Source organism: Lysobacter sp. 1R34A (genome assembly GCF_051217035.1).
GTDB lineage: Bacteria > Pseudomonadota > Gammaproteobacteria > Xanthomonadales > Xanthomonadaceae > Lysobacter.
This window is the reverse complement of the sequence record NZ_JBPKJP010000054.1, coordinates 15,810-28,957: the sequence shown is the minus strand read 5'-3', so window position 1 is coordinate 28,957 and position 13,148 is coordinate 15,810. Positions and strand designations below refer to the sequence as shown.

Here is a 13,148-nt window from a genome sequence, read left to right as displayed (position 1 = left end):
AGGCCGCGCACGCCGGTGCGGCCGCCGTCGGCGCCGAGTTCTACGAGCACCGGCAAGCGGCGCTGCGGCGCGAGCCGTTGCATGACCGCGGCGAGGCGCTGCGCGCCGGCCGGGGAATCCACCAGCACCCAGGCCTCGAAGCCGGGGTCTTCGTGCAGCAGCGCGGCCAGGCTTTCGATGTCGGCGATCGCGACCGGTTGGTTCGCCAACAGCACCCGGCGCACGCCGAAACGATGGGCGATGCGCAACTGCGGGATCGTCGCCAGGGTGATCGCCCAGGCGCCGGCCTCGAGCTGGGCCTGGAACAGCTGCGGACTCATCGTGGTCTTGCCGTGCGGCGCCAGCAGGGCGCCGGCGCGTTCGACGAAATCGCGCATCCAGGCGATGTTGTGGGCGAGGGTGGACTCGCGCAGCACCGCGACCGGATACGAGAGGCGGCCGTCGAGAACATTCAGGCCGAGCCCGCCGATCGCGTCCTGGCGGATGGGCTGTCGCAGGGGCAGGCCCTTGACCCCGGGCAGCAACAGGTTGTGCCCGAGTTGGCGCAGCGCCTCGTTCATCAGTACGGCTCCAGAGTGAGTTCCGAAGCCATCACCCGATTGCCGGCCATCAGCCCGCCGTCGACCGGCAGCACCGCGCCGCTGATCATGCGCGCCTGCGGCGAGGCCAGGAACCAGGCGGCCTCGGCGATGTCCTCGGGCGTGGCGAAGTCGCCGAGCGGGTACCACTTCTTCAAGTCTTCGAACACCTGCGGATGCTTGTCCGCGCGCGCCTGCCAGGCTTGGGTCTTGACCGTGCCGGGGCAGATCACGTTGGCGCGCAGGCCGAGCCGGCCGTACTCGATCGCGATCGATTTGGCGTAACTGATCAGGCCGGCCTTGGCCGCGCTGTAGGCCGGGTGGCCGAGCGCGGCGAGGCCGTTGACCGAACCGATGAAGACGATGTTGCCGCGGGTTTGCTTGAGCCCGTCGAGCGCGGCTTCGACCGTGCAGTAACCGGCATTCAAATTGACATCGACATCGCGTTGCCAGGCGCCCGGCGTGGTACCGGCCAGGCTCAGGCTTTCGGCGCTGCCCGCATTGGCGATGACCGCGCCGATCGGGCCGTGCGCCCGGGTCAGCGGCGCGAGCGCGGCGCGCAGCGCGTCGAGGTCCGACAGCTCGGACGCCGCGGTCAGCACCTGTCCGGGCGCGAAATCCGCCGCCAGCGCTGCGAGCGCATCGCCATCGCGATCGTGGGCGAGCACGCGGTCGCCGCCGGCGACGAAGCGGGCGAGCAATCCTCGCCCGATGCCGCCCGCGGCTCCGGTGATCAAGGTCAAGCGGCTGTGGCTCATGGGCTCTGCTTCATGGACGGATCATTCCTTCAGGGGGAGCGCCCGCCGTGTCGGACCGAGTGTTGCGAGGCGACCGCGACGGCGGGGGACGGTAGGCCGGAATATCGCCGATGGCGGGGGCTTTGGCAGCGCCGTGCGCGCGACCATCGCCGCGGCCGGGCTGGCGCGGTCCGTCTGCTGGCCCTCGAGCTTCTGTAAATTTCAAACATACCCGTCTTGTTCCAGACCGGGAATGTAGCAGAAGCTATGAAAGTCAACCATTGTGCGCTGCAAAATGCATCGCGAAAGTTTGTAAGATACTTTCACGTGGCAGCGGCGAGCCTCGCAGTGTGTTATCCGAACCCAGCGTCGCTTCGGTGGCGTCCGGTGTCCATGGCCGAGGCGTTGCCGCCGGTGAACTACGCCGCCGGTGCGGCCCGGGTCTACCCGTTCTTCCTTTGCAGAGAGTCCCGTCCATGAGCGATTCCACGTCCATCGTCCGCTACGGCCTGGAGCCCAGCGGCGCCGGCGGCCAGCCACTGCCGTTCTCGCCGGCGGTGCGCGCCGGCGACTTCGTCTACATCTCCGGTCAGGTCGCCATGAACGAACGCGGCGAGATCGAACAGGGCGGCATCGAGGCGCAGACGCGCCGCACCATGGACAACGTCAGGAAAGTGCTCGGCCTGGCCGGCTGCGACCTGAGCCACGTGGTCAAGATCACCGTCTGGCTCGACGACACCCGCGACTTCTGGACTTTCAACCGCATCTACCGCGAGTACTTCGGCGAGCACCCGCCGGCGCGTTCGTGCGTGCGCTCGCAAATGATGGTCGATTGCAAGATCGAGATCGAGGCCATTGCTTATTCGCCGCTGCGTAGCGGCTAGAAGCGAGTGCCTGATAACTAGTAACTAGCAGCTGCGCTCGTTCTCCGGGATCTCGACTCGTTACTCGTTCCTGGCTCCCCACTGCTGTTGCTCGCTCCTCCTCCACCCCCTACCCGAGACCCTCCCGCATGAACCGACGCGACTTTCTCGCCACTTCCGCGACCGCCGGCACCGTACTGGCCAGCAGCGCGTTCACGCCGGCGTTCGCGCGCAAACGCTCGAAGCTGCGCCTGGGCCTGATCGGCACCGGCATGCGTGGCCAGGTGCTGCTGAAGGAACTGGTGCGCCGCGACGATGTCGAGGTGGTCGCGCTGTGCGACATCGAACCGATCATGCTGGGCCGCGCGCTGAAGATGATCGAGAAGGCCGGCCGGCCGAAGCCGGCGACCTATGGCGAAGGCGGCGACAACGACGCCTATCGCAAGATGCTGGAGAAGGGCGGTCTCGACGGCGTGGTCATCGCCACGCCCTGGGAACTGCACGCACCGATGGCGATCGCGGCGATGCAGGCGCGCATCGCGGTGGCTTGCGAAGTGGTCGCCGGCATTACTCTCGACGACCATTGGCAGGTGCTGCGCACCCAACAGAAGACCGGTACGCCCTACATGCTGCTGGAGAACGTGTGCTATCGCCGCGATGTGCTGGCGGTGCTGAACATGGTCCGGCAGGGGCTGTTCGGCGAGATCGTGCACCTGCAGGGCGGCTACCAGCACGACCTGCGCGCGGTGAAGTTCAACAGCGGCAACCCCGAGCGCGCCACCGGCGGCGGCGTCGAATTCGGCGCCAAGGGCTGGTCGGAAGCGCGCTGGCGCACCGAACACTCGGTGCAGCGCGACGGCGAGCTGTACCCGAGCCACGGCATCGGTCCCTGCGCGATGGTCGCCAACATCCACCGCGGCAATCGCTTCACCTACCTCAGCTCGTTCTCGAGCAAGGCGCGCGGCCTGCACGACTACATCGTCAAGCAGGCCGGTCCGGACCATCCGAACGCCAAGGTCAAGTTCAAGCTCGGCGACCTCGTCACCACCCAGATCGCCTGCGAGAACGGCGAAACCATCCTGCTCCAGCACGACACCTCGCTGCCGCGCCCGTACTCGCTCGGCTTCCGCGTGCAGGGCACTGACGGCCTGTGGATGGACATCAACGACTCGATCCACATCGAAGGCAAGAGCAAGCCGCACGAGTGGGACAAGGCCGACGCCTGGCTTGAGAAATACGATCACCCGCTGTGGCGGCGATTCGCCGACACCGCGGCCGGCGCCGGCCACGGCGGCATGGACTACTTCGTCGTGCATGCCTTCGTTGAAGCGCTCAAGGCCGATGCGCCGATGCCGATCGACATCTACGACGCGGTCGCCTGGAGCGCGATCACGCCGCTGTCGGAGCAGTCCATCGCCGAGCACAAGACCCTGGAGTTCCCCGATTTCACCGAAGGCAAGTGGAAGAACCGCAAGCCGATCTTCGCCCTGAACGATCGCTATTGAGGCCTGGGACCGCCATGCGATAGCCGCTTGCCAACGATCCGGCGGGTGGCTTAGCGATGCGCGACATCGTTACCTTCGCGCCGTCCCCAGGTGGCCCGCGTCGAGGTAGGAGCGGCGCGTAGCTTGTGCCGCGGCCACGCCGCCACCCGCCGCAGTTCCGGAGCGCTGCCCTCGGGCAGCGCTCCGCGGCAACGGACCCGGGACGGGCGTCGCCGAAGCGGCCGCTGGCTACAGGCGCGTGATCCGGAGCCAGTTGATGTTCCAGCCGCCCTGCGCCGCATAGACTCCGAGGTTGTAGGTGCCCGCACCGACGTTCACGGTGTGCGAGACCGTGGTCCAGTTCTGCCAGCCGCCCGTCGTGGGCACCTGCACGGTGCCGAGCACGACGCCGCCCGCATTGAGGTCGAGCGACAGTGCGCCGCCGCCGGGGCTCGCTACCCGGTACTCGACGCGATAGGTGCCGGTGGCGGGGAAGGTGATGCCGTTGTAGGCCATCCAGTCGCCCTGGTCGATCCAGCTGACGTTCTGGCCGCCTTCCGAGCATGCTTCGGTCTGCACGCCCTGCTGCGCGCCGAAGTTCTCCGCCTCCAGGGTCAGCGACCAGGCTTGCGAGAACCGCGCCACCACCAACGACGAGGCGCGATCGTTGAAGCCATCGCCGGCGAGGCAGGCAGCGTCCGCGTTCTTGGTCAGGCTCGCGCCTGCGAAGTTGTCGTCCTGATACAGCGTGACCTGATAGCCCGGGCTGGCGCGCAGCGAAGAGATCTGGTCGTTGCCGACGCCGCGGGCCTGCAATTGCGCGGCGGTGTAACGGCCTTCGGGCAGCGCCACGGCCCAGCCGCCGAAGTCGCAATGCTGGTACACCGATGCGACGCCGGGATTCGCGCCGTCGGCCGAATACACGCGGACGTAATCGACCTGCATCTTCGCCGGCAGGCGCGTCTCGTCGACGGTGAAGCCCGGCCAGTTGCCGCCGATGGCGAAGTTCAGCAGCAGGAAGAAGTCCTTGTGGAATTCCTCGGTCCCGTTGACGCCGCCCTGGATGTTGGCCTCGTGGAATTTGTTGCCGTCGACGTACCAGCGGATCGCGTTGGCGTCCCACTCGACGGCGTAGACGTGCCAGTCCTGTACGGTCATGGCGGTATTGCCGCCGTACTGCGCGTAAGTGCCGTTGTGGTCGCTCCAGTGGATGGTGCCGTAGGTCTTGTTCTCGTCGTTGACGTGCTCCATGACGTCGATCTCGCCGGACGCCGGCCACCCGGCCTGCGGCAGGTTGGCGCCCAGCATCCAGAACGCCGGCCAGGCGCCCATGAAGGACGGCAGCTTCATGCGCGCCTCGATGCGGCCGTACTTGAACGTCCGGCGGTCTTGGGTCTTCATGCGCGCCGAGGTATAGCGATAGCCGCCGAAGTCTTCGCGCTTGGCGGTGATCGTCAGGGCGTTGTTCTCGATCGTCGCGTTCTCGCGCCGGTAATATTCCAGTTCGTTGTTTCCCCAGCCGTTGCTGCCGTTGCCGGTTTCGAACACCCAGTCGGGCCCGATGGTCCCGTTGAACTCGTCGCTCCACACCAGCCGCCAGTTCTGCGCGAAGGCGCTGCCGGAAAGCAGGAAAAACATCAGCAATGCGATGCATTGGGTCGCGGATCTCATGAGCTGTCCTCTCGTGATGGATTGAAGCGCGGCGCACGCGGCCGTTCCGCTCGCAAGCGCGGGCGTCGGTGCGGGTGTGGACCATGCGTAATGGTTCCGCCGCCGTGGCCGATGCGTTGCGGGCCTGCTCACGGCGCGGCCGCCGACTGCCGGCTGCGGTCGGTAGGTCGGGGTTGATACGGGGATGGGCTGCGGGTGGACTGCCTCCGTTGCGAAGTGATGCCGGTCCGCTCCGTGCGGAGCGAAACCTGGTCCCCCTCTTGAATGGGCCGAGCCTGGCGCGGGAGGGTGGTCCCTCCTCGTTACCCTCTGCCGCCTGCCGTTCGTTCGGCGGGCAATGGGGCGGCTATGGGTCCTCAGCCTGCGCCGATTGACAGCGCTGTCAAGCGACGGGACAAGGGCGTCGTTGTGGTGGCGAAGTGCCGCAAACGACGACGATCTTCGATGCCGATTTGCTGCGCTGCACCCCAGGAGCGCAGCTCGGTCGCGGCGGAGAAGAGACCGCCGTCACGCATGAGATATACGGCGGAGTGAGACGGCGGCTGCAGATTGCGGCTTCGCTCGAGCGCCGGTTTGCTCGGTGAGCAGAAAGCACATTGACGCCGGCACTTTGGCCGTCACGAACGCCGACGTCGCCGCGAACCGGACGGCGCGCTCGCTGGGCTCGCGGCAACGCGGTCGCCGCCCGCGGCACGCCCTGTCGGGAGCGATGAGTCGCAGCGCCAAGGCCATCGCCATGAAGCGCGTCGCGGCACCGTTCGTCCGTAACCGATAAAACAACGTTGACAGGTTGTGGAGGACGGGCCTAACCTCTAAAAACATATTTGGAGGTTATGCGTATGCCCCTCGCGATCGGTCGTGCCCTGGTCGGCGCCGCGATGCTGTCGTGGATTCCAGCCTGCGCAGGGCCGCCCGCCGCGACGCCCGCCGCCGTCATGCCTAACCCTGCCGTCCCTGCCGCTCTCGTCGTGATCGATGCGCCCAGCAACCTGGGCCTGCGCCCTCCGGCGCCGGGGGTCGAACCGGGCGTGCGCAAGCTGCCCGACGCCCTGCGCGCGACCGGGCTGCTGCAGCGCCTGCGCGCCCACGACGGCGGCCGCGTCGACGCGCTGCCCTATTCGCCCGCGCCCGATCTTGCGATCGGCTTTCGCAACGGCGCCGCCCTGCGCGACTACAGCCAGAGCCTGGCCGACCGGCTGACGCCGCTGCTCGCGCAGGACCGGTTCGCGCTGGTGCTCGGCGGCGATTGCAGCGTACTGCTCGGCGCCGGCCTGGCCCTCAAGCAACGCGGGCGCTACGGCCTGGCCTTCGTCGATAGTCACGACGATTTTTCCTTCATCCGCGACCGTCGCCGCTATCGCGGGCTGCTGACTGCGGCCGGGCTCGACCTCGGCCTGGCGACCGGACACGGCCCGGCGGCCTTGTCCGACCTGCGCGGACAATCGCCGTACTTTCGCACCGACGACGTCGTCCACCTCGGCCTGGTGGTCGCCGACCAGGATCGGGTGGATTACGAAGTAGAAAGCTTCGAGCGGTCCGGCATCCACGCCATCGACGCCGAAGCGATCCGCCGCCTAGGCGCCGGCCGCGCCGGCCGGGAGGCGCGCGCACGGCTGGAGGCGAGGCCGGTCGAGGGTTACTGGATTCATGTCGATGCCGACGTGCTCGCCGCGGAGGTGATGCCGGCGGTCGACTCGCCGAACCCCGATGGCCTCGACTTCGAGCAACTGCGCGCCTTGCTCGCGCCGCTGCTCGCCAGCCCGGACGCGGTCGGCATGGAGCTGACGATCTTCGACCCCGACCTCGACCCCGACGGCCGCCTGGCCTCGCGTCTGGCCGATGCCGTCGTCGGCGCCTTCGAAGACAGCGGCCGCTGGCCGCGGCAAGGCGATGCGGCCGCGACATCGCCGGCACCGGGGCGCTGACCGATGCAACGCCGCGGCTTCCTGCTCGGCAGCGCGGCGGCGGTGGCCTTGCTGTCGGGCCCTGCCGTAGCGAAATCCAGGCGCGGCACCGCCGCCGACGACCCGGCCGGTTCGTCGACTGCGCCGGGCGCCGAATCCGCCGCGGCCTCGGCTGCGCATACGCTGACCACAGGGACGCGGCTGCTGTTCGTCAGCGGCCAGATTCCCGTCGACGCGCAGGGCGAAGCGCCGCGAGATTTTTCTGCGCAGTGCGGCTTGGCCTGGGCCAACCTGGAAACGCAGCTGCGCGCGGCCGACATGGACCTGCGCCACCTGGCGAAGCTGACCGTGTTCCTCGCCCGCGCCGGCGACCGCAAGCGCGAACGCGAGATTCGCCGGCGCCGGCTCGCCGGCTGCGCCGATCCGGTGATCAGCGTGGTCGTGACCGGCATCTACGACGAAGCTTGGCGCATCGAGATCGAAGCGATCGCGCTGGCCTGAGTGCGCGCCGGTGTCGATCGTGTCCCCGTCAGGCCTCTTCGCCGCCGGCGCTCCAGCGGCCGCTGCGCTGCAGGGCGCGATACTCGCGCGGCGCCATGCCCACGGTCGCCTTGAACTGGCGCGCGAACGCGCTTTGATCGGAGAAGCCGCAAGACTGGCCGACCTCGGCGATGCTGGCGTCGTCGTGCAGCAGCCGCATCGCCGCTTCGATGCGGATCTTGGTCAGGGCCTGCTGCGGAGTCAGTTGGAACACGCGCTGGAAATGGCGCTCGAGTTGCGCGACCGACAGCTTGGCCAGTTCGGCCAAGGCGGTCACGCGTAACGCACCGGCGAAGTTCGCCTGCATGTGTTCGGTAACCCGGCGCAGGCGTTCGTAGGTCGGATGATGACCGTCGGGCGCGCCGAGGTCGCGCGACAAGCCGACCAGGCCGGTATGGCCGTCGGCGAGCGGCAGCGGGCGTTTGCCGGTCAGGCACCAGCCCGGTTGCCGGTTCGGGAACAAATGCACTTCGAGCTGGTTCTCGATGGTCTCGCCGTCGAGCACGCGCCGGTCCTGGATCGCATAGCGTCCGCCGAGGCGGGCCGGGAACAACTCGGTGACGTCGCGGCCGATCACGTCCTCGCGCCGCTTCAGGCCGAGCCGGCGCACCAGCGTCAGGTTGGCGTGGCTGTAGCGGCCGGAAGCGTCCTTGGCGAAGAACACCACGTCCGGCAGGGCGTCGCACAAGGTCTGCATGAGGTCGGCGGGGATCTGTACGGACATGACGGGGCCGATCGGAAGCGGTTCCGCAACGATAACCTAATTATGCCGAATTCCGCATCCATGACCGGCAAGGATTCCTAGACGCGACGGGCCGCCGACGCGAGCATGGCGGCATGCACAGCCTAGACATCATCGACTCGCACACCGGCGGCGAACCGACCCGCGTCGTGGTCGCCGGCTTTCCCGATCTGGGGGCCGGCAGCCTGGCCGAGCGGCGCGAGCGCTTCCGTGCCGAATTCGACCACTGGCGCCAGGCCATCGCCTGCGAGCCGCGCGGTTCCGACACGGTGGTCGGCGCGCTGCTGTTGCCGCCGGGCGAGCCGGACGCCTGCGCCGGAGTGATCTTCTTCAACAACGTCGGCTATCTCGGCATGTGCGGCCACGGCACCATCGGCCTGATGCGCACGTTGCAGCACCTGGGTCGCGTGCGACCGGGCCGGCACCGCATCGAAACCCCGGTCGGCACGGTCGGCGCGGAGCTGCACGAGGACGGCCGGGTCTCGGTCGACAACGTCGAAAGCTGGCGCCACCTGGCCGGCGTGCGGGTGACGGTGCCGGGTTATGGCGAGGTCGTCGGCGATGTCGCCTGGGGCGGCAACTGGTTCTTCATCGCACGCGTCGCGCGGGTGATCTCGCTGGTGCACCGGCGCGAACTCAGCGATTTCGCCGAAGCGATCCGGCATGCGCTGGAGGCGGCCGGCATCAGCGGCGCCGACGGTGCGCCGATCGACCACATCGAACTGGAAACGCCGTCGGCCACGCCCGGCGTCGACGCCCGCAACTTCGTCCTGTGCCCGGGCCTGGCCTACGACCGTTCGCCCTGCGGCACCGGCACCAGCGCCAAGCTCGCCTGCCTCGCCGCCGACGGCAAGCTCGCCGCGGACGCGGTGTGGCGCCAGGAGAGCGTGCTCGGCAGCGTGTTCGAAGGCCGCTATCGCCCGGGCGCGCGCGGCGTCCTGCCGACCATTACCGGCAGCGCCCACATCACCGCGCGCGCGCAGTTGCTGATCGACGAAACCGACCCCTTCGCCTGGGGCGTCGCGGCGAAGTGACCGGCATGAGCGCCACCCCCGGCCACAGCTACGACCTGATCGTGATCGGCGCCGGCATCGTCGGCAGCGCCTGCGCCGAGCGCGCCGCGCACGAAGGGCTGCGGGTCGCGGTGGTCGAGCCCGGCCCGGTCGGCGGCGGCGCGACGGCGGCGGCGATGGGGCATCTGGTGGCGATGGACGACGATCCGGCCGAACTGGCCTTGTCGCGCTATTCGCTGGCCTTGTGGGAACGCTTCGCCGATTTGCCCGCGGCCGAATTCAGCCGCTGCGGCACCTTGTGGGTGGCCCGCGAGGCGGGCGAATTCGACGGCGTCGCCGCCAAGATCGCGCGCCTGGCCGCGGCCGGCGTCGACGCGCGGCGAATCGGCGCGGACGAGTTGTATCGACTCGAGCCCGGCCTGGTGCCGGGCCTGTGCGGCGGGATGCTGGTCGGCGACGAGGCGGTGGTGTATCCGCCGCGCGTCGCCCGCCACCTGTTCGAGCGCGCGCTGCAGACCGGTGCGGCGAGTTTCCTGGGGCGCCGCGCGGTCGCGCTGAGCGCCAAGGGTGCGCGCCTCGACGACGGCAGCGAACTGACCGGCCCGGTCCTGGTCGCGACGGGTTGCGCCGTGCCCGAGTTGTTGCCGCAGTTGCCGATGCGCGCGCGCAAGGGCCATCTGGTCATCACCGAGCGCTATCCGGGGCGGGTGAATCATCAATTGCTCGAACTCGGCTATGCCGACAGCGCCCATGGCGATGCCGACAGCAGCGTCGCCTTCAACGTGCAGCCGCGCCCGACCGGGCAGATCCTGATCGGCTCCTCGCGCGAGTTCGGCGTCGACGACCGCGCGGTGTCGATGCCGATGCTGCGGCGCATGCTCGAACGCGCCTTCGCCTTCCTGCCGATGCTGCGCGAGTTGCAGGCGCTGCGGGTATGGACCGGGTTCCGGCCGACCACGCCCGACGGACGGCCCTACATCGGCCCCGTCGCCGACCGGCCGCGCACCTGGGTCGCGGCCGGTCACGAGGGCCTGGGCGTCACCACCGCGCTGGGCACGGCGCAGTTGTTGCTCGATCAGATGCTCGGCCGCGCGCCGGCGATCGATCCCGCGCCCTTCTCGCCGGAGCGTGCGCTGCGATGAAACGTGCGAACGTGCAGTTGTCGGTCGACGGCATCGCGGTGGAAGTGCCGGCCGGGGCCAACGTCGCCGCGGCCGTCGCCCAGCTCGGCCTGCGATTTCGCCGCTCGCGCAGCGGCGAGGCGCGCGCGCCGCTGTGCGGCATGGGCCTGTGTTTCGAATGCCGGGTCAGTATCGACGGAATCGCCCATCAGCGCGCTTGCGTGGTGGTGGCGCGCGACGGCATGCAGGTGCAGCGCGATGACTGAGTCCTGCGACGTGCTGGCAGACGTGCTGGTGATCGGTGCCGGCCCGGCCGGGCTGGCGGCGGCGCGCGCCGCGGCGAGCCACGGCGTCAACGTCGTACTGGTCGATTCGCAGGCGAACCCGGGCGGGCAGGTCTGGCGCCACGACGTGCGCAACCCCGCACCGGCCGCCGCACGCCTCGCAGTGGCGGAGATGCGTGCGCGCAGCAACGTGCACTGGTTGCCGCAAGCGCAGGTCGTCGCGGCCGCGCCGGGACGGGCGCTGATCGAACAGGCCGGACTGGCCCGCGAAATCGAATACCGCGCGCTGGTGCTTGCCACCGGCGCGCGCGAATTGTTGTTGCCGTTCCCGGGGTGGACCCTGCCCGGGGTCAGCGGCGCCGGCGCGGTGCAGGCGTTGGTCAAGCAAGGCTGGCCGATCGCGGGCAAGCGCGTGCTCATCGCCGGCAGCGGTCCGCTGCTGTTGGCGTCGGCGGCGACCCTGCGCCGGCACGGCGCGAAGGTGGTGGCGATCTGCGAACAAGCGCCGGATGCGGCATTGACGGCGTTCGCCGCGCAACTGTGGCGGTGGCCTGGCAAGTTGCTGCAGGCCGCCGCGCTACGGACACGATTGGCCGGCGTCGCTTACCGCCGCGCGAGCTGGGTGCGCGCCGTCCATGGCGACGGGCAGGTGCGCGAGGTCGAGATCGAAAGCGCGCGCGGGACCGAACGCTTCGCCTGCGACCAAGTCGCGGTCGGCTACGGCCTGGTGCCGAACACCGAACTCGCCGCGCAACTGGGCTGTGCGCTCGAGATCGACGGGCGCCATCCGCGGGTACGCGTCGACGAGCGGCTGATGACCAGCGTCGAGCGCGTGTACGCGGCGGGCGAAGCCTGCGGCATCGGCGGCGTCGATGTGGCGCGCGTCGAAGGCGCGATGGCCGGCCACGCCGCCGCCGGCGCCGACGACGCCGCGCGCGCGTTGCTGCCGCGCCGTCGTCATGCGCGCGCCTTCGCCGCACTGTTGCCGCGCTACTTCGATCTGCGCGACGAGGTGCGCAACCTCGCCGAGCCGGCCACCGTGGTGTGCCGCTGCGAGGACGTGCCGCTGGCGCAACTGCAAGGTTATTCCGACGCGCGTGCGGCCAAGCTCGCCACGCGCTGCGGCATGGGCAGTTGCCAGGGCCGCATCTGCGGCACGGCGCTGGCCGAATTGGGTCTGCTGGTACCGGCGACGCGCGCGCATGCCGCGCGGCCGCCGGTTTTTCCCACCCGGCTGGCCAGCTTGGCCGCAGCCGGTTCTTGTTCCGATCGTACTTTCCTTACCGAATCCAAAGGGTCTGTCCAATGAGCAATGCTTCGTTCTGGCGTGGCGTCATCCCCGCGATCACCACCCCGTTCCATGCCGACGGCGCGATCGATCACGCCTTCCTCGCCGAACACGCGCGCACCTTGATCGATGCCGGCTGCGTCGGCATCGTGCCGCTGGGCTCGCTCGGCGAAGCGGCGACGCTGAGCTTCGAGGACAAGCTGGCGATCCTGCGCACCCTGGTCAAGGCGCTCGACGGCCGCGCGCCGGTGATCCCCGGCATCGCCGCGTTGTCGACCGACGAAGCCGTGCGCCTGGCGCGCGAGGCCGAAGCGATCGGCTGCGCCGGTCTGATGGTGCTGCCGCCGTACGTGTATTCGAGCGACTGGCGCGAAATGAAGGCGCATGTGCGCGCGGTGATCGAAGCGACCGGGCTGCCGTGCATGCTCTACAACAACCCGATCGCCTACAAGACCGATTTCGTCCCCGAGCAGATCGCCGAACTCGCCGCCGAGCTGCCGAACCTGCAGGCGGTCAAGGAATCGTCCACCGACGTGCGCCGCTTCGCCGCGATCCGCTCGCTGCTCGGCGAGCGCCTCGACCTGTTGGTCGGCATGGACGACGCGGTGGTCGAGGGCGTGGCGATGGGCGCGACCGGCTGGATCGCCGGCCTGGTCAACGCCTATCCGAAGGAATCGGTGCAGTTGTTCGAGCTCGCGCGCGACGGCGGCGCCCGCGCCGCGGCCGACCTGTACGCCTGGTTCCTGCCGCTGCTGCGCCTGGACACCGTGCCGAAGTTCGTCCAACTGATCAAGCTGGTGCAGCAGCGCGTCGGCCTGGGCAGCGAACACGTGCGCGCGCCGCGCCTGGTCCTGGTCGGCGCCGAGCGCGAGGCCGCGCTGGCGGTGATCGATCGCGCGATCGCCGCGCATCCGGGCCGCTGA

The 13,148-nt window shown here is 69.4% G+C and carries 13 protein-coding genes; 9 read left to right on the top strand and 4 right to left on the bottom strand.

Going from position 1 to position 13,148, the window contains the following annotated elements:
• Positions 1-560: hypothetical protein (locus ACSAMQ_RS13005; RefSeq protein ID WP_435396050.1), on the bottom strand; the 560-nt coding region annotated here is incomplete at its 3' end.
• Positions 560-1,336 carry an SDR family oxidoreductase gene (locus ACSAMQ_RS13000; RefSeq protein ID WP_435396049.1) on the bottom strand — a complete coding sequence of 259 codons (777 nt, stop codon included), beginning with the start codon at positions 1,334-1,336 and terminating at the stop codon, positions 560-562. The genes ACSAMQ_RS13005 and ACSAMQ_RS13000, both read right to left, overlap by 1 nt.
• A gap of 455 nt (positions 1,337-1,791) precedes the next feature.
• On the opposite strand from ACSAMQ_RS13000, the gene ACSAMQ_RS12995 reads away from it, so the two are divergent.
• Both ACSAMQ_RS12995 and ACSAMQ_RS12990 read left to right on the top strand, forming a co-directional pair.
• Positions 1,792-2,199 carry a RidA family protein gene (locus tag ACSAMQ_RS12995; RefSeq protein WP_435396048.1) on the top strand — a complete coding sequence of 136 codons (408 nt, stop codon included), beginning with the start codon at positions 1,792-1,794 and terminating at the stop codon, positions 2,197-2,199.
• 128 nt (positions 2,200-2,327) lie between these two features.
• A complete protein-coding gene (locus tag ACSAMQ_RS12990) occupies positions 2,328-3,683 on the top strand; it encodes a Gfo/Idh/MocA family protein (protein ID WP_435396047.1) in 1,356 nt (451 codons plus the stop codon).
• A 228-nt stretch (positions 3,684-3,911) separates the two neighbouring features.
• On the opposite strand, the gene ACSAMQ_RS12985 is transcribed toward ACSAMQ_RS12990, so the two are convergent.
• Positions 3,912-5,333 (bottom strand): carbohydrate-binding protein, encoded by a 1,422-nt coding sequence (locus tag ACSAMQ_RS12985; protein WP_435396046.1) that lies wholly within the window; start codon positions 5,331-5,333, stop codon positions 3,912-3,914.
• Between the two features lie 968 nt (positions 5,334-6,301).
• On the opposite strand from ACSAMQ_RS12985, the gene ACSAMQ_RS12980 reads away from it, so the two are divergent.
• Complete coding sequence (locus ACSAMQ_RS12980) at positions 6,302-7,258, top strand: arginase family protein (protein ID WP_435396045.1); 957 nt, start codon at positions 6,302-6,304, stop codon at positions 7,256-7,258.
• 3 nt (positions 7,259-7,261) lie between these two features.
• Complete coding sequence (locus tag ACSAMQ_RS12975) at positions 7,262-7,738, top strand: RidA family protein (RefSeq protein ID WP_435396044.1); 477 nt, start codon at positions 7,262-7,264, stop codon at positions 7,736-7,738.
• 28 nt (positions 7,739-7,766) lie between these two features.
• Here the strand turns inward: ACSAMQ_RS12975 and ACSAMQ_RS12970 are convergent, their stop codons facing one another.
• Positions 7,767-8,501: a helix-turn-helix domain-containing protein gene (locus tag ACSAMQ_RS12970; RefSeq protein ID WP_435396043.1), complete on the bottom strand. Its 735-nt coding sequence runs from the start codon at positions 8,499-8,501 to the stop codon at positions 7,767-7,769.
• A 113-nt stretch (positions 8,502-8,614) separates the two neighbouring features.
• On the opposite strand from ACSAMQ_RS12970, the gene ACSAMQ_RS12965 reads away from it, so the two are divergent.
• From ACSAMQ_RS12965 to ACSAMQ_RS12945, 5 genes are read left to right on the top strand one after another with little or no spacing between them, the layout of a single operon-like run.
• Entirely contained in the window at positions 8,615-9,553 is a 939-nt protein-coding gene (locus tag ACSAMQ_RS12965) for a 4-hydroxyproline epimerase (RefSeq protein ID WP_435396042.1), read from the top strand.
• A 5-nt stretch (positions 9,554-9,558) separates the two neighbouring features.
• Positions 9,559-10,674: an NAD(P)/FAD-dependent oxidoreductase gene (locus ACSAMQ_RS12960; protein ID WP_435396041.1), complete on the top strand. Its 1,116-nt coding sequence runs from the start codon at positions 9,559-9,561 to the stop codon at positions 10,672-10,674.
• On the top strand, positions 10,671-10,919 hold the full coding sequence (locus ACSAMQ_RS12955) for a 2Fe-2S iron-sulfur cluster-binding protein (RefSeq protein WP_435396040.1): 249 nt from the start codon (positions 10,671-10,673) through the stop codon (positions 10,917-10,919). Before ACSAMQ_RS12960 ends, ACSAMQ_RS12955 begins: the two co-directional genes overlap by 4 nt.
• Positions 10,912-12,246: an FAD-dependent oxidoreductase gene (locus ACSAMQ_RS12950; RefSeq protein ID WP_435396039.1), complete on the top strand. Its 1,335-nt coding sequence runs from the start codon at positions 10,912-10,914 to the stop codon at positions 12,244-12,246. The genes ACSAMQ_RS12955 and ACSAMQ_RS12950 overlap by 8 nt, the downstream gene beginning before the upstream one ends.
• On the top strand, positions 12,243-13,148 hold the full coding sequence (locus ACSAMQ_RS12945; RefSeq protein ID WP_435396038.1) for a dihydrodipicolinate synthase family protein: 906 nt from the start codon (positions 12,243-12,245) through the stop codon (positions 13,146-13,148). The genes ACSAMQ_RS12950 and ACSAMQ_RS12945 overlap by 4 nt, the downstream gene beginning before the upstream one ends.

Bases quoted from the DNA above. Each gene is read 5' to 3' on its own strand.
- ACSAMQ_RS13000 (WP_435396049.1), bottom strand. From the start codon at position 1,336: ATGAGCCACAGCCGCTTGACCTTGATCACCGGAGCCGCGGGCGGCATC.
- ACSAMQ_RS12995 (WP_435396048.1), top strand. From the start codon at position 1,792: ATGAGCGATTCCACGTCCATCGTCCGCTACGGCCTGGAGCCCAGCGGC.
- ACSAMQ_RS12990 (WP_435396047.1), top strand. From the start codon at position 2,328: ATGAACCGACGCGACTTTCTCGCCACTTCCGCGACCGCCGGCACCGTA.
- ACSAMQ_RS12985 (WP_435396046.1), bottom strand. From the start codon at position 5,333: ATGAGATCCGCGACCCAATGCATCGCATTGCTGATGTTTTTCCTGCTT.
- ACSAMQ_RS12975 (WP_435396044.1), top strand. From the start codon at position 7,262: ATGCAACGCCGCGGCTTCCTGCTCGGCAGCGCGGCGGCGGTGGCCTTG.
- ACSAMQ_RS12970 (WP_435396043.1), bottom strand. From the start codon at position 8,501: ATGTCCGTACAGATCCCCGCCGACCTCATGCAGACCTTGTGCGACGCC.
- ACSAMQ_RS12965 (WP_435396042.1), top strand. From the start codon at position 8,615: ATGCACAGCCTAGACATCATCGACTCGCACACCGGCGGCGAACCGACC.
- ACSAMQ_RS12960 (WP_435396041.1), top strand. From the start codon at position 9,559: ATGAGCGCCACCCCCGGCCACAGCTACGACCTGATCGTGATCGGCGCC.
- ACSAMQ_RS12955 (WP_435396040.1), top strand. From the start codon at position 10,671: ATGAAACGTGCGAACGTGCAGTTGTCGGTCGACGGCATCGCGGTGGAA.
- ACSAMQ_RS12950 (WP_435396039.1), top strand. From the start codon at position 10,912: ATGACTGAGTCCTGCGACGTGCTGGCAGACGTGCTGGTGATCGGTGCC.
- ACSAMQ_RS12945 (WP_435396038.1), top strand. From the start codon at position 12,243: ATGAGCAATGCTTCGTTCTGGCGTGGCGTCATCCCCGCGATCACCACC.